This is a genomic window from Pseudomonas sp. GL-R-19, from assembly GCF_019956375.1.
Classification (GTDB): Bacteria; Pseudomonadota; Gammaproteobacteria; order Pseudomonadales; family Pseudomonadaceae; genus Aquipseudomonas.
Genome location: NZ_JAHBDJ010000016.1, coordinates 19,048 through 38,400 on the forward strand (window position 1 = coordinate 19,048; position 19,353 = coordinate 38,400).

Sequence of the window (19,353 nt, forward strand, 5' to 3'; positions counted from 1 at the left end):
CCATGCAAGGCGCTCAGCTCAGACATCAGCCCTCCGCATCGCCCGGCCGCAAGCCGGTGCCGCGGGGTGCCAGCCGAATGGTGGCCAAAGAGCCGATGTCCGCGCGCCTGCCGAAAGCCAACTTCGGTTTTCTCAAAGCGTTGTTCTGGCCGGTAGTGCTGGTGGCTTTGGGGTTCGGTACTTACGAAGGCGCGACACGGCTGTTGCCGTATGCCGACCGGCCGATCACCAAAATCAATGTGCAGGGCGACTTGAGTTACATCAGCCAGCAAGCGGTGCAGCAGCGGATCGCCCCGTACGTGGCGTCGAGCTTCTTCACCATCGACCTGGCGAGCATGCGCACCGAGCTGGAAACGATGCCATGGATTGCCCACGCCGAAGTGCGCAGGGTGTGGCCGGATCAAGTGGTGATCCGCCTGGAAGAACAACTGCCGGTGGCCCGATGGGGTGACGAGTCGCTGTTGAACAACCAGGGCCAGGCGTTCACTCCACGCGAGCTGGCGAACTACGAACACTTGCCTCAGCTGTTTGGCCCGCAGCGGGCTCAACAGCAAGTGATGCAGCAATACCAGGTGCTGAGCCAGATGCTCAGGCCGCTGGGTTTCTCGATTGCACGCCTGGAACTGCGTGATCGCGGCAGCTGGTTCCTGACCACCGGCCCCGGCAGCGCGGGTCCCGGGATCGAACTGCTGCTGGGACGCGGCAACCAGGTGGAAAAGATGCGCCGTTTCATCGCCATCTATGACAAGACGCTCAAAGAACAGATTACGAACATTGCGCGCATCGATCTGCGCTACGCCAACGGCCTCGCTGTTGGCTGGCGGGAACCTGTAGCGCCCACGGCAGCCCAACCCGCTGTCGCGAAGAATTAAGAAGAGGCAGGACCCATGGCAAACGTGCAAAGCGGCAAAATGATCGTCGGTCTCGATATCGGCACCTCCAAGGTGGTGGCGCTGGTGGGCGAGGTCGCGGACGACGGCACGCTGGAAATCGTCGGGATCGGTACCCATCCGTCCCGTGGCCTGAAAAAAGGCGTGGTGGTGAACATCGAATCCACCGTGCAATCGATCCAGCGCGCCATCGAAGAAGCGCAGCTGATGGCGGGTTGCCGCATTCACTCGGCGTTCGTCGGCGTGGCCGGCAATCACATCCGCAGCCTGAACTCCCACGGCATCGTGGCGATTCGTGATCGCGAAGTCAGCTCGGCGGACCTTGAGCGTGTACTCGACGCCGCCCAGGCCGTGGCGATCCCGGCTGACCAGCGCGTGCTGCACACCCTGCCGCAGGATTACGTAATCGATAACCAGGAAGGCGTCCGCGAGCCACTGGGCATGTCCGGTGTGCGTCTGGAAGCCAAGGTCCACGTGGTCACCTGCGCCGTCAATGCCGCACAGAACATTGAAAAATGCGTGCGTCGTTGTGGCCTGGAAATCGACGACATCATTCTCGAGCAACTGGCTTCCGCGTACTCGGTACTGACCGATGACGAGAAAGAGCTGGGTGTGTGCCTGGTGGACATCGGCGGTGGCACCACCGACATCGCGATCTTCACCGAAGGTGCGATCCGTCACACCGCGGTAATCCCGATTGCCGGCGACCAGGTGACCAACGACATCGCCATGGCGTTGCGCACTCCGACCCAGTACGCCGAGGAAATCAAGATTCGCTACGCCTGCGCCCTGGCCAAACTGGCCGGTGCCGGTGAAACCATCAAGGTGCCAAGCGTTGGCGACCGTCCACCACGCGAGCTGTCCCGCCAGGCCCTGGCCGAAGTGGTCGAGCCGCGCTACGACGAACTGTTCACGCTGATCCAGGCCGAACTGCGCCGCAGCGGCTACGAAGACCTGATCCCGGCCGGCATCGTGCTGACCGGTGGTACGTCGAAGATGGAAGGCGCTACCGAACTGGCCGAGGAAATCTTCCACATGCCGGTGCGTCTGGGCGTGCCTCACGGCGTGAAAGGTCTGGATGACGTGGTGCGCAACCCGATCTATTCCACCGGCGTCGGCCTGTTGATGTACGGCCTGCAGAAGCAGTCCGACGGCATCTCGTTCTCGGGCATCGGCAGCCGCGACAGCTACAGCAACGAAGAGCCGCAGGCTCCGCTGCTGGACCGCCTGAAGAAGTGGGTCCAGGGCAATTTCTGAAGATTTACCGTTACACCGTTACACCGAAGCACGCAGTAGGCGAAAAAACTAGAGAATGTAAAGGAGAGGGAAAATGTTCGAACTCGTAGACAACATCCCCGCAAGCCCGGTAATCAAAGTTATCGGTGTCGGCGGTGGCGGCGGCAACGCTGTCAACCACATGGTCAAGAGCAACATCGAAGGCGTCGAGTTCATCTGCGCCAACACCGATGCTCAAGCGCTGAAAAGCATCGGCGCGCGGACCATCCTGCAACTGGGCACCGGCGTGACCAAAGGTCTCGGCGCTGGCGCCAACCCTGAAGTAGGTCGTCAGGCCGCTCTCGAAGATCGTGAGCGCATTGCCGAAGTCCTGCAGGGCACCAATATGGTGTTCATCACCACGGGCATGGGCGGTGGCACCGGTACCGGTGCTGCGCCAATCATTGCTGAAGTGGCCAAGGAAATGGGCATTCTCACCGTCGCGGTGGTGACTCGTCCGTTCCCGTTCGAAGGCCGCAAGCGCATGCAGATTGCCGACGAAGGTATTCGTCTGCTGTCTGAAAGCGTCGACTCGTTGATCACCATTCCCAACGAGAAGCTGCTGACCATCCTCGGTAAAGACGCAAGCCTCTTGTCGGCTTTCGCCAAGGCCGACGATGTACTGGCCGGTGCCGTTCGCGGTATCTCCGACATCATCAAGCGTCCGGGCATGATCAACGTCGACTTCGCCGACGTGCGTACCGTGATGAGCGAAATGGGCATGGCGATGATGGGCACTGGCTGCGCCAGCGGTCCGAACCGTGCACGCGAAGCCACCGAAGCGGCCATTCGTAACCCGCTGCTGGAAGACGTGAACCTGCAAGGCGCTCGCGGCATCCTGGTGAACATCACCGCGGGTCCCGATCTGTCCCTGGGCGAATACTCCGACGTGGGTAGCATCATCGAGGCGTTCGCTTCCGAGCACGCGATGGTCAAGGTCGGTACCGTTATCGATCCGGACATGCGCGACGAGCTGCACGTGACGGTCGTTGCCACGGGTCTGGGCGCCAAAATCGAGAAGCCTGTGAAGGTCATCGACAACACTGTCCATACTTCGATGGCTGCACAGCCACAACAACAGGCCCCTGTTCGTCATGAAGCTCCAGCGGTGAACTACCGTGACCTGGACCGTCCGACCGTCATGCGCAACCAGGCCCAGGCCGGTGCTGCGGCTGCCGCGAAGATGAATCCGCAAGATGACCTGGACTACCTGGACATCCCGGCATTTCTGCGTCGTCAGGCCGATTGATGAAATGTATCAGGGGTATTAGGGTGATTGGTGTTCAGCAAAGGTCTGGTCTGCTATCATCGCCAGCCTTTGTTGATACCAGTTCGCAATTTGCGCTGAAGCGGCCCATGCCATGATTAAACAACGCACCCTGAAGAATATTATCCGTGCCACAGGTGTCGGCCTGCACTCCGGGGAGAAGGTCTACCTGACCCTCAAGCCAGCGCCTGTCGACACCGGCATTGTGTTTTGTCGCGCCGACCTCGACCCCGTCGTGCAGATTCCTGCCCGCGCGGAAAACGTTGGTGAAACCACTATGTCGACCACGCTCGTTAATGGTGACGTCAAAGTGGACACGGTAGAGCACCTGCTCTCGGCCATGGCAGGCCTGGGCATCGATAACGCCTACGTCGAGCTCTCCGCGTCCGAAGTCCCGATCATGGATGGTAGCGCTGGACCTTTCGTATTCCTGATTCAATCGGCTGGACTGGAAGAACAGGACGCCGCCAAGAAGTTCATCCGCATCCTGCGTGAAGTGACAGTGGAAGACGGCGACAAGCGCGCCACTTTCGTCCCTTTCGAAGGGTTCAAGGTGAGCTTCGAGATCGATTTCGATCACCCGGTTTTCCGTGACCGCACACAAAGTGCAAGCGTGGATTTTTCCAGCACTTCGTTCGTAAAAGAAGTCAGCCGCGCCCGTACCTTTGGTTTCATGAGTGACATCGAGTACCTGCGCAAGCACAACCTCGCACTCGGCGGCAGTGTTGAAAACGCTATTGTGGTCGACGCCGATGGCGTACTGAACGAAGACGGCCTTCGCTATGAAGACGAATTCGTGAAGCACAAGATTCTCGATGCAATTGGTGACCTCTACCTGCTGGGCAATAGCCTGATCGGTGAGTTCAAGGGCTTCAAGTCCGGCCACGCACTGAACAACCAGCTGCTGCGCAAGTTGATTGAGCAGACAGATGCCTGGGAAGTCGTGACGTTCGAAGACGCCAGCACTGCACCGATCTCTTACATGCGTCCGGTTGCGGCCGTGTAAGTAAAAACCTCTCTAGTTTTTAAAGGCTGCCTTCGGGTGGCCTTTTTTTATGAAGCAAAAGATCTTTGCTTCAATCCGCGCACACCACCCGATTACGCCCCCCTTCCTTGGCCTGATACAACGCCTTGTCGGCACTGAACAGCAATTGCTCCAGGTTGATATCGCTGGCTTCAGTCCAGGTGGCAATACCGATACTCACGCTCATCGGTGGTTCACCGGCATCCGCCAGCAGCAGTTTTTGCACCGCCTCACGGATATGCTCGGCGATCTGCCGCGCGCCTTCGCTGTCAGTTTCGGCCAGGACCACCGAAAACTCTTCACCGCCATAGCGAGCCACCAGGTCTGCCGGGCGATGGACACTGGCGCGGATGACCTCGGCCAATGCCCGCAAGGCGTCGTCGCCGGCCTGATGCCCGTGCCGGTCATTGAAGGCCTTGAAGTGATCGGCATCGATCATCAGCAACGACAGCGGCTTGCCGCTGCGCTGCGCACGAAACCACTCATGGCGCAGGGTCTGATCAAGAGATCGACGGTTGGCCACGCCGGTCAAGGCGTCGGTGGCCGCCAATTGCGACAATTCCAGCTCGGCATATTGGCGCAGTCGCAGCTCGCGGCAGAGCAGCCAGGTCAGCCACAACAGACCGATGCACAAAACCCCCGTCGCACCGTTGATCACATAGGCCGTGCGGTTCCAGGTGGCGAACACTTCATCGATAGAAAGGGCCACGATGACGGTCAGCGGCAGATTGCCGACCCGGGAAAAGGTGTACAGGCGCCGCTGATGGTCGACACTCGACACGCTTTCGAAGGTCCCACTGCGCTCCTGCAGCATGCGTGCGACGTTGGGGCGGCTGGAGAAGTTTTTGCCGACGGCGTTTTGTTCCCGGTACGGCTTCTGCGCCAGGAGAATCCCGTCGTCGTTGATGATGCCCAGCGTACTGCCGGAGCCGATTTCGAGGCTGTTGAACAGCTGGTCGAAGTAGCTCATGCGCATCGACGCCACCGCGACCCCCAGAAATTCACCTGTGGGCGAGGAAATGCGTCGGCTGAAACTGATGCGCCATTCGTCGCTGTCATCGCAGTCACAACGTGTCTTGAACGGTCGGCTGACAAACATTCCAGCGTCGCGATTGAAGACATGGGCCAGGAAATAATCGCGGTCAGCGAAGTTGCCCGGTTTCGGTTCGATCAACGATGAGTCGGCCAGCACGTCGCCGTGCTTGTCCAGCAGCAGGATGTCGCCCTTGTAGCGCGCGGTGGTGGAGCGGTCGAACAGCACCAGGTGCCGGATCTGCGGCGAAACCTGTTTCAGGTCGTCCCGTTGGGCGGCGGCGATCAGGCCCTGCAAGGTCAAGTCATAGAGCTCGACCGTACGCAGGACATCGGCATCGATCAGTTGCGCAATGGTGGTCGCGCTGCGTGTGGCGGTCTGCTGGGCATTGGCGTGCTCGCGGATCAGCAGGTAAGTGACAATGCACAGGATCGAGATGACAGTCAGGGTGCTGCCGAGGATCACCATGATCTCGGGTCGCCCGGGCGGGCCTTGAAAGTGTGGGGTGCGGCTTGCGGTCATAGGGCTGGCGTCTGCTAGAGGGACGTTGTAAGCGTAGTTGCATAAACGTAGCAGCCGAATGAATCGTTTCTGTTGCTCGAACGATTGATCGATGGGGTGGGCGTCAGTGACTTTCGTTGCAAAAGTTGCAATGAAGGTTGAGTCGCCACTATAAAAAAAAGCCGCTGACAGCAGCGGCTTTGAAGACAACTTTGCAAAGGGAAGAGCCGATGAAAAGTGTCGAGGGAAACGTGAGTGAACAGTGCAGATCAGCTGTCTTTCTCGACCCGTGGCTGGGCCTGAGTGCTGGATGCTTGCGGGGCCTGGGCGTCTTGCGCAGCCTTGGCGGACATCTCGATCCGATGCTCTTTGAACGCCGCAGCGCGTGCGGTGTTATGCGCGACGAAAGTTTGCGACTCTTCCGCCATCGCCAAGGGTGACAGGAACAAAGAGGACAAAACGAAAGCGCTGGCAATACCCATACTGTTGGACATCTTTAAAACCTTCTTGCTTGGCAAGTGCTGTTTGGTGCGGGCAAAGATAAGGATATGGGGTGAGGGGAAAAAGAGCGGATTCATGAAAGGACTGTTACAGCAAAAGCAAAGATCGCAGCCTGCGGCAGCTCCTACAGAAAAACAGTCCAGCAGTAGGAGCTGCCGCAGGCTGCGATCTTTTGACTTTCCAGGTGTATCAGACCGGGAGATGGATACCGAAGGTATTCATGCCATGGTCACTGCGCACAAACACATCGCCGCCATGCATCAACGCAATGGCCTTGACGATGGCCAGTCCCAATCCATGGTTTTGACCGCTGTTGCTGCGCGAAGCATCGACCCGATAGAAGCGCTCGAACAGCCGTGGCAGGTGTTCACGGGCAATCGGCGAACCGGGGTTGGCAACGCCGATGCTGACCTGGTGTTCTGCGGCCTCAATGCGCACCTGAATCACCTGCCCGGGCGCGGTGTGCTGCACCGCGTTGTTCAGCAGATTGATCAACGCCCGGCGCAGATGAGCGATCTCGATCCGCACTTGCGCGTCACCACTGACCTCAACCCGGACCTGAGCGTCTTCGAGAATGAAATCCAGGTACTCCAGGGTCGTCGCCACTTCATCGGCCAGTGAGGTTGAGGTGAGTTTGGTCGCCTTGCTGCCCTGATCGGCGCTGGCGAGGAACAGCATGTCGTTGATGATCGAACGCAGTCGCTCAAGCTCTTCGAGGTTCGATTGCAGCACTTCGAAGTAATGCTCGGCGGAGCGTCCGCGGGTCAATGCGACCTGGGTCTGGCCGATCAGGTTGGTCAGTGGCGAGCGCAGTTCGTGGGCGACGTCGGCGTTGAACGATTCAAGGCGCGAGTACGCTTGTTCAACCCGTTCCAGGGTCGAGTTGAACGAACTGACGAATTGATCGAGTTCCGGCGGCAACGGTGAGAGTCGCAAGCGCCCCGAGCGCAACGGCGGGGCCAGGCGCTGGGCTTCCTGGGACAGTTTGATCAGCGGCTTGAGCCCGATCCGCGCCACCCAGTATCCCAGTGCCGAGGCCAGCAGCACGCCGACAATCGCCAGGCTGATCAGCGCGGTCAGCAGTTGATGCTGGGTCTGGAAAAACGTCTCGGTGTCGATGGCGATCATGAAACGCAGCGGTGGACGCTGATCCTTGGCCGGGAATTCGCTGACCAGCACTTTCAGCGGATAGGGGTGATCCGGCAGATGCATGTCGCGGGTGCCCAGCGGCCCTTGGGCAAAGGCGCGGATTTGCGGTGTCAGGCTGCCGTATTCGTAGTGTGGATCGCCGCTGATGATCCAGAAACGGATGCGCTTGTCTTCTTCGCTCAGCAGATTGAGCTTGTTGTTGATCTTCACCCAGTGCTCGGGCGTGCCGTAACGGCCGACCGTGGATTCGAGCACGCTGTAGCGCGCGTCCAGCTCGGCTTCGGGCAACAGGCCCAGGCCCTTGTCGACCTGCTGGTACAGCGCCCAACCGATCAACAGAAAGACTAACAGCGCCACCAGCGTGAACATCCCGCTTAAACGCAGCGCGATCGAGTTACTGGACACCACGGCTCTCCAGCACATAACCCATGCCGCGAATGGTGTGCAACAGTTTCTCTTCGAACGGCCCGTCGAGCTTGGCCCGCAGGCGTTTGATCGCGACTTCGACGACGTTGGCATCGCTGTCGAAATTGATGTCCCAGACCATTTCGGCAATGGCGGTTTTCGACAGGATTTCACCCTGGCGTCGGGCCAGCACGCTGAGCAGCGAGAACTCCTTGGCGGTCAGGTCCAGCCGTGTGCCACCTCGAGTCGCCTTGCGGCTGATCAAATCTATCCACAGGTCGGCGATGCTCACTTGCACCGGTTCATGGCCACCGCTACGGCGGGTCAGCGCTTGCAGGCGCGCCACCAGTTCCAGGAAGGAAAACGGTTTGCCCAGATAGTCATCGGCGCCTTCACGCAGGCCCTTGATGCGATCTTCCACACGCTCGCGGGCGGTGAGCATGATCACCGGGGTTTGCTTGCGTGCACGCAGGGCGCGCAACACACCGAAGCCGTCGAGGCCCGGCAGCATCACGTCGAGGACGATCACCGCGTAGTCGCTCTCCAGCGCCAGGTGCAGGCCTTCCACACCATCGCGGGCCAGATCCACGGTGAAACCCTGTTCCGTCAGGCCGCGATGCAGATAGTCCGCGGTTTTTTCTTCGTCTTCGATAATCAGAACGCGCATGACCCGCCTCAGTCTGTGCTCGCCAGCACCGGTACTGGCGCAGGTTTAGGCCGATGGAACAGACGCTCCAGCCACAAGTATATGACCGGCGTGGTGAACAGCGTCAGCGCCTGGCTCACCAGTAAGCCGCCGACCACCGCGATCCCCAGGGGCTGGCGCAACTCGGCGCCGGTGCCGTAGCCGAGCATCAGCGGCAGGGCGCCGAGCAGGGCGGCGAGGGTGGTCATGATGATCGGCCGGAACCGCGTGATGCAGGCCTTGAAGATCGCTTCTTCAGGTGACAGTCCGCCATTGCGCTGCGCTTCGAGGGCGAAGTCGATCATCAGGATGCCGTTTTTCTTGACGATACCGATCAACAGCACCAGGCCGATCAAGGCCATGATCGAAAAGTCCTGGCCGCAGATCCACAGCATGATCACCGCGCCGAGGCCCGCTGAAGGCAAGGTCGAAATGATCGTCAGCGGGTGCACGAAACTCTCGTAGAGCACGCCGAGAATGATGTACACCGCCACCAGCGCTGCCAGGATCAGCCACGGCTGGCTGGCCAGCGAACTCTGGAACGCCTGGGCCGCGCCCTGGAAATTGCCGCTGATGGCGGTCGGCATGCCGATGTCGACTTTGGCCTGGTTGAGCATGATCACCGCATCGCCCAACGCCACACCGGGGGCCAGGTTGAATGACAGGTTGGCCGCCGGGAACATGCCGTCATGGGCGATGGATAGCGGGCCGATGGTTGGCGCATCAAACCTGGCCAGGGCCGACAGCGGCACCATTTCCCCGCTCAGGGGCGAGCGCAGGTAGAAGTAATTGAGGCTCTCGGCCTTGCCGCGCTGCTTGGTGTCCAGTTCCAGGATCACGTTGTACTGGTTGACCTGGGTCTGGAATTCATTGATCTGGCGCTGGCCGAACGCATCGTACAGCGCTTCGTCGACGTCGCTGGCGGTCAGACCGAAACGGGCAGCGGCGCTACGGTCGATGCTGATATGGGTGATGCTGCCGCCCAGTTGCAAGTCATTGGAAATGTCGCGGAAGGCCGGGCTGGCGCGCAGTTTTTCCGTCAGGCGCTGGGTCCAGGTGCTGAGTGTGCCGCCGTCGTTACTCTTGAGTACGTATTGGTACTGGGCACGGCTTGGGCCGGAGCTGAGGTTGATGTCCTGGCCGGCGCGCAGGTACAGGACGATACCCGGTACTTTCATCAGTTGCGGACGAATCCGGTCGATGAACTGGCTGGCGGAGACGTCGCGGTCGCCACGTTTTTTCAGGGTGATCCAGAAGCGGCCATTGGCGATGGTCTGGTTGCTGCCCGAGACACCGACGGAATGTGAAAACGTTTCGACTGCGGGATCGGCAGCGACGATTTCGGCCATCGCCAGGTGTTTTTTCACCATGTCGCCATAGGAAATATCGGCAGCAGCTTCGGTGGTGCCGAAGACGAAACCGGTGTCCTGGATCGGGAAGAAACCCTTGGGAATGAAGATGTAACCGGCGACGGCCAGACCCAGCGACAAAGCAAACACACCGATCATCGTTTTCTGGTGGGCGAGGGCATGGCGCAGGCCTTTTTCGTACCAGGCCAACAGGCGTTCACCGAAGCCCGGTTTGTCGTGGGCGTGATGCACCGGCGCGCGCATGAACAGCGCGGCCAGCATCGGCGCCAGGGTCAGGGATACCACCACCGAAATCATGATGGTCGAGGTGGCAGTCAGGGCGAACTCCTTGAACAACCGCCCGACCACGCCGCCCATGAACAGCAGCGGAATGAACGCAGCCACCAGCGAGAAACTGATCGACACCACGGTGAAGCCGATCTCCCCGGCGCCCTTGATCGCCGCTTCGCGCATGCCTTCGCCGGCCTCCAGGTGCCGGTGAATGTTTTCCACCACCACGATCGCATCATCGACCACAAAGCCCACGGCCACCACGATCGCCACCAGCGTCAGGTTGTTCAGGCTGAAGCCCATCACATACATCAGGGCAAAGCTGGCGATCAGCGAAACCCCCAGCACCGCCGAGACGATCAAGGTCGCCGACAACTGACGCAGGAACAGCGCCATCACCGCCACCACCAGCATGATGGCGATCAGCAGGGTGATTTCCACTTCATGCAACGAGGCACGGATGGTCTGGGTGCGGTCGATCAGCGTCTTGACCTGCACCGAGGCGGGGAGCATCGCTTCCAGCGCCGGCAAGGCGGCCTGGATGCGGTCCACGGTTTCGACGATGTTGGCCCCCGGCTGGCGGAAGATCACCAGGTTTACCCCCGGTTGCGAGCCTGCCCAAGCCTGGATGTAGGCATCTTCCGAGCCGTTGACGACTTTGGCGACATCGCGCAGATGAACCGGCGCACCGTCTTTGTAGGAAACAATCAGCTGGCTGTAGTCCTCAGGGTGGAACAACTGGTCGTTGGTGGACAGGGTCGAGATGCTCGACTCCCCGTACAGCGCACCCTTGGCAAGGTTGAGGCTGGTCTGCTGGATCGCCAGGCGGATGTCGGCGAGGGTCAGGCCAATGGCCGCGAGCTTGTCCGCCGAAACCTGAACGCGGATCGCCGGACGCTGCTGACCGGTGATGACGACCTGGCCTACACCGTCGACCTGACTGAGCTGACGGGACAACAGGGTTTCCGTCAGGTCGCTGAGCTGCGGGCCGGGCATCAGCGAGGAGTTGACGCTGAGGATCAGCACCGGGCTGTCGGCCGGGTTGACCTTGCGCCAGGTCGGCAGGTTCGGCATGTCCTTGGGCAGTTTGCCCGCGGCAGTATTGATCGCCGCCTGCACTTCCTGGGCGGCGGTGTCGATACTCTTGTCGAGGGTGAATTGCAGGGTCAGGTTGGTCGAGCCCAGTGCACTGCTCGAGGTCATCTGGGTCACGCCGGGAATGGCGCTGAATTGCACTTCAAGAGGCGTGGCCACCGAGGAAGCCATGGTTTCCGGGTTGGCGCCGGGCAGTTGCGCGGCCACCTGGATGGTCGGGAATTCTGCCTCCGGCAACGGCGCTACCGGCAGGCGCGGAAACGCGATGACACCCAGCAGCACCAGGGCGAACGTCAGCAGGACCGTGGCCACCGGGTGGTCGATGCACCAGGCTGAAATCGAACCATGACCCTTCATTGCGCCGCCTCCGATCGCACCACTTGCGGCGGCTCGGTCAGCACTTGCACAGTAGCGCCGGGCTTGAGCCGCGACTGACCATCGCTGACCAGCACATCACCGGGCTTCACACCTTTGATGATGTCCTGGCCGCTGCCTTGATAGACCATCTGCACCTGCACGGCTTCGACCTTGTCGCCATTGACCCGGTACACGAAGTGCTGGTCGAGGCCGCGTTGTACGACTGTCGGCGGCACCACCAGCGCATTTTTCTCCAGGGCCGTCTGAATCTTTACCGTTACCAGCAGGCCTGGCCAGAGCTTCTGCCCTGGATTGTCGAACTCGGCCTTGGCGCGGATGGTGCCGGTGCTGGCATTGATCTGGTTGTCGATCAGGGTCAGGTGGCCTTCGCCGAGCAGGTTGCCGGTTTCGCCGTCGGTGTCGGCACCGATGTAGGCCTTGACCTGTGCGTGCTGTGGATCGTTGATCAGGCCCTGCAAGGTCGGCAGCATTTGCTGCGGCAGGGAAAACTCCACGGCGATCGGGTCGATCTGGGTGACAGTGAACAAGCCCTTGGTGTCGGTCATGCGCAGGAAGTTGCCTTCGTCCACCGTGCGAATACCGACACGACCGCTGACCGGTGAGCGGATTTGTGTGTAGGAAAGCTGTACCTCGGCAGAATCAATCGCCGCCTGGTTGCCTTGGGCGGTGGCCTTGAGCTGGTTGACCAGGGCCTGTTGCTGGTCGTAAGTCTGCTTGGACACGCCGTCGTCGACGCTCAGCAGTTTGTAGCGTTTGAGGTTGACCAGCGCCACTTGGAGCTGCGCCTGGCTTTCGCCCAGTTGTGACCGGGCCTGATCGAGGCTGGCGCGGATCGACCGGTCGTCGATGGTGGCAAGCAGGTCGCCTTTTTTCACCAGTTGGCCTTCCTTGACCATGATTTTGGTGAGAATACCGTCGATTTGTGGGCGGACCACGACGCTGTGCAGGGACAACACCGAACCGATGCCGCTGACATAGCGCGGCACGTCTTTTTCGGCAACGGCGACCACTCGCACGGGGATGGCGGTGGGGGGGGCGAGTTTGGCTTTGGCCGGTTTGGCGGCATACCACAGGCCCAGCGCTGCCAGGACGATCAGAAGGGCGACGAGCAGGGCCGATTTTTTCTGGATTCGCATGCGAGTGGGGCGCCGGGGCTGGGTGTTCGGTTGGTATTTTCCTTTATAAACCTGTTTGCCGGTCAGGAGGGTGACGGCTAACTGACGGCGCTGTCAGTTTGCGGTTTGGTTCAACAGCTGCAGGCGAGCTGACACTCGGCCTGGTAGGAGCTGCCGAAGGCTGCGATCTTTTGATCTTGCCTTTTAAAAACAAGATCAAAAGATCGCAGCCTCGTTTCACTCGACAGCTCCTACGTGGGACCTGTCAATTCGCCACCCGAACCCCACCCAGACTCCCGCTCAGTTCATACGCCGCCAGTTCCGCCTGGTGCGCCGCCAGCAATTCCGGCAACGATCCACGCAAATACTCGACCCAGGTCTTGATCTTCGCATCCAGGTACTGGCGCGACGGGTAGATGGCGTACAGGTTCAGTTCCTGCGAGCGGTATTTGGGCATCATGCGTACCAGCGTGCCGTTGCGCAGGCCTTCTATCGCGGCGTACAGCGGTAGCACGCCAACGCCCATGCCGCTGATGATCGCGGATTTCATCGCGTCGGCGGAGTTCACCAGGAACGGTGAGCTGTTGATGGTGACCATCTCCTGGCCGTCAGGACCGTCGAAGGCCCATTTCTCCAGCGGAATCACCGGGCTGACCAGGCGCAGGCAGGCGTGGTTGAGCAGGTCGCTGGGTTTTTGTGCGCAGCCGTTGGCTTTGACGTAGGCCGGCGAGGCGCAAACGATGCTGTAGGTGATGCCCAGGCGCTGGGAGACGAAACCCGAGTCCGGCAGTTCGCGGGCCAGGACGATGGACACGTCGTAACCCTCGTCGAGCAGGTCCGGCACGCGGTTGGCCATGGTCAGGTCGAAGGTCACGTCCGGGTGGGTCTTGCGGTAGCGGGCGATGGCGTCGATCACGAAGTGCTGGCCGATGCCGGTCATGGTGTGCACTTTCAGTTGCCCGGCCGGACGGGCGTGGGCGTCGCTGGCCTCGGCTTCGGCTTCTTCGACGTAGGCCAGGATCTGTTCGCAGCGCAACAGGTAACGCTTGCCGGCTTCGGTCAGGGCGATACGGCGGGTCGTTCGGTTGAGCAGGCGGGTTTGCAGGTGGGCTTCCAGGTTGGAGACCGCGCGCGAGACGTTGGCCGTGGTGGTGTCCAGTTGCACGGCGGCGGCGGTGAAGCTGCCGGCTTCGGCCACGTAACTGAAGGCGCGCATGTTTTGCAAAGTGTCCATGGGGTGCTCTCTCGTCGAATGACAAATTGTGACACGAAGTTTCTGTTTATTTACAGGCGACTAAAGATCTACCAACGGATTATCTCGTTAACGGTAACAAAGATTCACAGGAATCCCAGCTTATCGCCCTTCAGGCAGCCCCATAGAATTGCGCTCACCTCAAGAACACCCCACCTCAGGAAATCGCAGCAGTGCCGCGTCGCATCAGCAGAGCGCTTCAGCCGCTCAGTGTTTTGGCTTTAACCCTGGCAATCAGCGGCTGCATCGGAACCGGAGGTATTGCCCCGCAGGGCAAGGCGCTGGAGGCCAATTCCCTGGCCACCGACGAAGCGATCCAGAGCGCCGCGCAAGATGCGCACTGGCCCACGGCGCAATGGTGGCAAGCCTATGGCGACCCGCAACTGAATCGCTGGATCGACCTCGCCCTGCAAGGCAGTCCGACCCTGGCCATGGCCGCCGCCCGGGTGCGTCAGGCCAGGTCCATGGCCGGCGTGGCCGAAGCGGCCGAGTCGCTGCAGATCAATGGCGATGCCACTCTCAAGCGCCACAACTGGCCGACCGACCAGTTCTATGGCCCTGGCGAACTGGCCAACAGCACCACCTGGGACAACAATGCCGCGCTGGGCTTCAGCTATGCCCTCGACCTCTGGGGCCGCGAAAGCAATGCCTCCGAGCGCGCCGTGGACCTGGCGCACATGACCGTGGCTGAAGCCCGCCAGGCCCAGCTCGAATTGCAGGACAACATCGTCCGGGTCTACATCGAGCTCTCGCTGCATTACGCGCAACGGGACATCGTTGAAGCGACCTTGAAGCAGCAACAGCAGATTCTCGAGCTGGCGCAAAAACGCCTGAGCGGGGGTATCGGCACTCATTTCGAGGTCAGCCAGGCCCAGACGCCGCTGCCGGAAACCCATCGCCAGATCGACGCCCTCGACGAAGAAATCGCCTTGAGCCGCAACCAGCTCGCCGCCCTCGCTGGCAAGGGGCCGGGGGAGGGCGCGCAGTTGCAGCGGCCAACGCTGTCGCTGGGTGCACCGCTGAAACTGCCGTCTTCGCTGCCGGCGCAATTGCTCGGGCAGCGCCCGGACGTGGTCGCCAGCCGCTGGCAAGTGGCGGCGCAGGCACGGGGCATCGATGTCGCCCATGCCGGTTTCTACCCGAACGTCGATCTGGTCGGCAGCCTCGGCTACATGGCCACCGGCGGCGGGGCGCTGGAGTTCCTGACCGGCAAGAAACTCAACTACAGCGTTGGGCCGGCGATTTCGCTGCCGATCTTCGACGGCGGGCGTTTGCGCTCGGAACTGGGCGAAGCCTCGGCCGGGTATGACATCGCCGTGGCCAAGTACAACCAGACCCTGGTCAATGCCCTGAAAAACATCTCCGACCAGTTGATCCGCCGCGAGTCCATGGACAAGCAACAGGCTTTCGCCGCCGAGTCGGTGGCCACCGCGCAGAAGACCTACGACATCGCGATGATCGCCTACCAACGCGGTTTGACCGATTACCTCAACGTGCTCAACGCCCAGACTCTGCTGTTCAAGCAGCAGCAAGTGCAGCAGCAGGTTCAGGCGGCGCGATTGAGTGCTCATGCAGAGCTGGTGACGGCGTTGGGTGGTGGTTTGGGCGCGGGCGACGAAGTACCGAACGACAGCCAGACCCAGGCGCCGAAAACTCCGAGCCTTTTGAGGTGAATGCAATACCTGTAGGAGCGAGCCTGCTCGCGATGAGGGCGCATCAGTCAGAATTTGTATTGCCTGACTCACCGCTATCGCGAGCAGGCTCACTCCTACAAGGTGCCGGTTTTCATCGAATTTCACTGAGCAGGATTTAATGACTCCCTTGCCCGCACCCTTGCGCTGGCTGTACTCCCTGGAATGGCGCCGGGGGTTCTTCGACTGGGCACGCAGCGACGGCGTGACCTGGGTTTACATCTTCAAGGTGCTGTTCGCGGCATTCCTGGCGCTGTGGCTGGCCATGCGCCTGGAACTGCCGCAACCGCGCACGGCGATGATCACCGTGTTCATCGTCATGCAGCCGCAAAGCGGCCAGGTGTTCGCCAAGAGTTTCTATCGTTTTCTCGGCACCCTGGCCGGGTCGGCGGTGATGGTCGCGCTGATCGCCCTGTTTGCGCAGAACACTGAACTGTTCCTCGGCTCGCTGGCGATCTGGGTCGGTATCTGCACGGCCGGTGCCGCCCGCTGCCGCAACTTCCGCGCCTACGGTTTCGTACTCGCCGGATACACCGCCGCGATGGTCGGCTTGCCCGCGTTGGCCCATCCGGAGGGTGCGTTCATGGCGGCGGTCTGGCGGGTGCTGGAAATCTCATTGGGCATTCTCTGTTCGACATTGATCAGCGCTGCAATCCTGCCGCAAACCGCCAGCGCCGCCATGCGCAATGCCCTGTATCAGCGCTTCGGCGTGTTCGCCCTGTTCGTCACCGACGGCTTGCGTGGCCGCAGTCAGCGCGAGGCGTTCGAGGCCGGCAACGTGCGTTTCATTGCCGAGGCAGTCGGACTGGAAGGGTTGCGCAGCGTCACCGTGTTCGAAGACCCGCACATGCGTCGGCGCAATGGACGACTCAGTCGCCTGAACAGTGAGTTCATGGGCATCACCACGCGCTTCAATGCCCTGCATCAGTTGCTCGAACGCTTGCGCAACAACAATACGGACCATGCCGTGGCGGCGATAAAACCGGGCTTGCAAGACCTCGCCGAACTGCTCGACGGCTTCAGTGGTCGTGCCCTGACCAGCGCCGATGCGGCGCGTCTGGTTTCGGCGCTGAGCGCATACAGGGCAGGGTTGCCGGCGCGGGTACGCAGCCTGCGGGCGATCTTTCAGGAGAGCGAACCGAGCGACGACGAACTGCTGGACTTCCACACCGCGTACGAGCTGCTCTATCGCTTCGTCGACGACCTGCACAGTTATGCACAGACCCACGCCTCCCTGGCCGATCACACTCACGAACGGGAGCGCTGGGACGAGCCGTTCACCCCGCAAACCAACTGGATGGCCGCGGCGGCATCGGGGATTCGCGCGGCGTTCATCCTGGTGGTTTTGGGCAGCTACTGGGTGGCAACCGCCTGGCAGAGCGGCGCGACCATGACCCTGATCGCCGCTGCAACCGTGGGCTTGTCCGCCGCCACCCCGAACCCGAAACGCATGGCCTTTCAGATGGCGTGCGGGACGTTGCTCGGGGCGCTGATCGGCTTCGTCGAGATGTTTTTCATTTTTCCGTGGATCGACGGATTTGCGTTGCTGTGCGTGATGCTCGCACCGGTGATCGTACTGGGCTCGTTCCTGACTTCGCGGCCGCAATACGTCGGCGTCGGCCTGGGCTTGCTGATCTTCTTCAGCACCGGTTCGGTGCCGGACAACCTCACGGTCTACAACCCCTACACCTTCATCAACGACTACATCGCCATGGTAATGGGCATGCTGGTGTGCGCAGCGGCCGGGGCGATCATTCTGCCGCCCAACAGCCGCTGGCTTTGGCGTCGGCTGGAGCAGGATTTGCGCGGTCAGGTGGTGTACGCCATCAGTGGCAAGCTCAAGGGTTTGGCGTCGAGTTTCGAAAGCCGCACCCGCGATCTGGTGCATCAGGCCTACGGCTTCGCGGCGGGGCAACCGCAAGTGCAGCGGGACTTGCTGCGCTGGATGTTCGTGGTGCTGGAAGTCGGTCACGCGATCATCGAGTTGCGCAAGGAGCAGGCGATTCTGCCGGTGCATCCGGCCTATGCCGAATCCCGGCCGTGGCGCCAGGCGATCCGGGTGATGGGGCGTGCGTTGGTGCGGCTGTTCCTGCAACCGAACAGCAGCAACCTCGAGCGCGCGTTGGTCGCCGTCGATCACGCGATCAGTCGTGTGCAGTCCACTGACGAACCCTTCGCCCCGCACTTCGATACCTCGGCGTTGCGCCGGGTGAAGAGCTATCTGCACTTCATCCGCACCTCATTACTCGATCCGCAATCACCGCTCGCCGCCTTCTCAAGCAGCCAGCGACAAGGACTTGAACATGCCTCGTGAAATCGCCTTCCATGGCGTGTACATGCCAACCATGACCCTGATGTTTTTCATCGCGGCGGCGATTGCCTGGGCGCTGGACCGGTTCCTGTCCGGGTTCGACCTGTACCGTTTTTTCTGGCACCCGGCGTTACTGCGCCTGAGTCTGTTTACCTGTTTGTTCGGCGCGTTGGCGCTGACTGTCTACCGTTGACTCTCTATCACTGACTCTCTATCTCTGAAGAATGCCCCGATGAAAAAGTTTTTCAGCCTGCTCGCGACCCTGTTGGTGCTGGCCCTCGCGCTGTGGGTCGGCCACTCCTTGTGGGAGCACTACATGAACACGCCATGGACCCGCGACGGCCGCGTGCGCGCCGATATCATCAATGTCGCCGCCGACGTCACCGGTGAAGTGGTAGACGTGCCGGTGCGTGACAACCAACTGGTGAAGAAGGGCGATTTGCTGATGCAGATCGACCCCGAACACTACCGCCTTGCAGTCAAGCAGGCGCAAAGTCTGGTGGCATCGCGCAAGGCGACCTGGGAGATGCGCAAGGTCAACGCCCACCGTCGAGCCGATATGGACAATCTGGTGATCTCCCGGGAAAACCGTGACGATGCCAGTAATCTCGCCGACTCGGCCCTGGCCGATTACCAGCAGGCTCAGGCGCAACTGGAAGCCGCCGAACTCAATCTCAAACGCACTGAAGTGCGCGCTGCAGTGGACGGCTACGTCACCAACCTCAACGTGCATCGCGGCGACTACGCACGCATCGGTGAGGCAAAAATGGCTGTGGTCGACATGAACTCGTTCTGGGTCTACGGCTTCTTCGAAGAAACCAAGCTGCCCCATGTGCACGTGGGTGATAAGGCCGACATGCAACTGATGAGCGGCGAAGTGCTCAAGGGCCATGTGGAAAGCATCTCGCGCGGTATCTACGACCGCGACAACCCGGAGAGCCGCGAGTTGATCGCCGACGTCAATCCGACCTTCAACTGGGTGCGCCTGGCGCAACGGGTGCCGGTGCGCATTCACATCGATGAAGTGCCGGAGGGTGTGGTGTTGGCAGCGGGGATTACGTGTACGGTGGTGGTGAAGCAAGGTGATGGTGCTTAACCCTTGTAGGAGCGAGCTCGCTCGCGAAAAACCGGAGAGCGACGC

15 protein-coding genes are annotated in these 19,353 nt (G+C 61.0%); 8 read left to right on the plus strand and 7 right to left on the minus strand.

Going from position 1 to position 19,353, the window contains the following annotated elements:
• The first annotated feature begins 2 nt into the window (after positions 1-2).
• The 4 genes from KGA83_RS09960 to lpxC all read left to right on the plus strand — a co-directional run bounded on the left by KGA83_RS09960 (position 3) and on the right by lpxC (position 4,438).
• Positions 3-872, plus strand: a complete 870-nt coding sequence (locus KGA83_RS09960) for a cell division protein FtsQ/DivIB (protein ID WP_223529615.1) — start codon at positions 3-5, stop codon at positions 870-872.
• Between the two features lie 15 nt (positions 873-887).
• Positions 888-2,147, plus strand: coding sequence for a cell division protein FtsA (gene ftsA / locus KGA83_RS09965; protein ID WP_007989901.1), 1,260 nt, complete (start codon positions 888-890; stop codon positions 2,145-2,147).
• Between the two features lie 73 nt (positions 2,148-2,220).
• Positions 2,221-3,414, plus strand: a complete 1,194-nt coding sequence (gene ftsZ / locus KGA83_RS09970; protein ID WP_108214923.1) for a cell division protein FtsZ — start codon at positions 2,221-2,223, stop codon at positions 3,412-3,414.
• 112 nt (positions 3,415-3,526) lie between these two features.
• A complete protein-coding gene (lpxC, locus tag KGA83_RS09975) occupies positions 3,527-4,438 on the plus strand; it encodes a UDP-3-O-acyl-N-acetylglucosamine deacetylase (protein WP_007939852.1) in 912 nt (303 codons plus the stop codon).
• A gap of 70 nt (positions 4,439-4,508) precedes the next feature.
• On the opposite strand, the gene KGA83_RS09980 is transcribed toward lpxC, so the two are convergent.
• The 7 genes from KGA83_RS09980 to KGA83_RS10010 form a co-directional block, all read right to left on the minus strand.
• Entirely contained in the window at positions 4,509-6,011 is a 1,503-nt protein-coding gene (locus KGA83_RS09980; RefSeq protein WP_108214924.1) for a sensor domain-containing diguanylate cyclase, read from the minus strand.
• Between the two features lie 248 nt (positions 6,012-6,259).
• Positions 6,260-6,484 (minus strand): hypothetical protein, encoded by a 225-nt coding sequence (locus KGA83_RS09985; RefSeq protein ID WP_108214925.1) that lies wholly within the window; start codon positions 6,482-6,484, stop codon positions 6,260-6,262.
• A gap of 196 nt (positions 6,485-6,680) precedes the next feature.
• The gene (locus KGA83_RS09990) at positions 6,681-8,045 is read right to left on the minus strand and encodes a heavy metal sensor histidine kinase (RefSeq protein ID WP_108214926.1); all 1,365 of its coding nucleotides are present in this window, start codon (positions 8,043-8,045) and stop codon (positions 6,681-6,683) included.
• Positions 8,035-8,712 carry a heavy metal response regulator transcription factor gene (locus KGA83_RS09995; protein ID WP_223529616.1) on the minus strand — a complete coding sequence of 226 codons (678 nt, stop codon included), beginning with the start codon at positions 8,710-8,712 and terminating at the stop codon, positions 8,035-8,037. Before KGA83_RS09995 ends, KGA83_RS09990 begins: the two co-directional genes overlap by 11 nt.
• A gap of 8 nt (positions 8,713-8,720) precedes the next feature.
• A complete protein-coding gene (locus KGA83_RS10000; protein WP_223529617.1) occupies positions 8,721-11,822 on the minus strand; it encodes a multidrug efflux RND transporter permease subunit in 3,102 nt (1,033 codons plus the stop codon).
• Positions 11,819-12,979, minus strand: coding sequence for an efflux RND transporter periplasmic adaptor subunit (locus tag KGA83_RS10005; RefSeq protein WP_108214929.1), 1,161 nt, complete (start codon positions 12,977-12,979; stop codon positions 11,819-11,821). Before KGA83_RS10005 ends, KGA83_RS10000 begins: the two co-directional genes overlap by 4 nt.
• Positions 12,980-13,223: 244 nt before the next feature.
• The gene (locus KGA83_RS10010) at positions 13,224-14,192 is read right to left on the minus strand and encodes a LysR family transcriptional regulator (protein WP_223459805.1); all 969 of its coding nucleotides are present in this window, start codon (positions 14,190-14,192) and stop codon (positions 13,224-13,226) included.
• Positions 14,193-14,383: 191 nt separating this feature from the next.
• Here KGA83_RS10010 and KGA83_RS10015 point away from each other — a divergent pair, with 191 nt between their 5' ends.
• From KGA83_RS10015 to KGA83_RS10030, 4 genes are all read left to right on the plus strand, one after another.
• Entirely contained in the window at positions 14,384-15,883 is a 1,500-nt protein-coding gene (locus tag KGA83_RS10015) for an efflux transporter outer membrane subunit (protein ID WP_223529618.1), read from the plus strand.
• Positions 15,884-16,022: 139 nt separating this feature from the next.
• Positions 16,023-18,215, plus strand: a complete 2,193-nt coding sequence (locus KGA83_RS10020; protein WP_108214932.1) for an FUSC family protein — start codon at positions 16,023-16,025, stop codon at positions 18,213-18,215.
• Positions 18,205-18,405 carry a DUF1656 domain-containing protein gene (locus KGA83_RS10025; RefSeq protein WP_108214933.1) on the plus strand — a complete coding sequence of 67 codons (201 nt, stop codon included), beginning with the start codon at positions 18,205-18,207 and terminating at the stop codon, positions 18,403-18,405. Before KGA83_RS10020 ends, KGA83_RS10025 begins: the two co-directional genes overlap by 11 nt.
• 39 nt (positions 18,406-18,444) lie before the next feature.
• A complete protein-coding gene (locus KGA83_RS10030) occupies positions 18,445-19,308 on the plus strand; it encodes an HlyD family secretion protein (RefSeq protein ID WP_108214934.1) in 864 nt (287 codons plus the stop codon).
• Positions 19,309-19,353 lie beyond the last annotated feature (45 nt).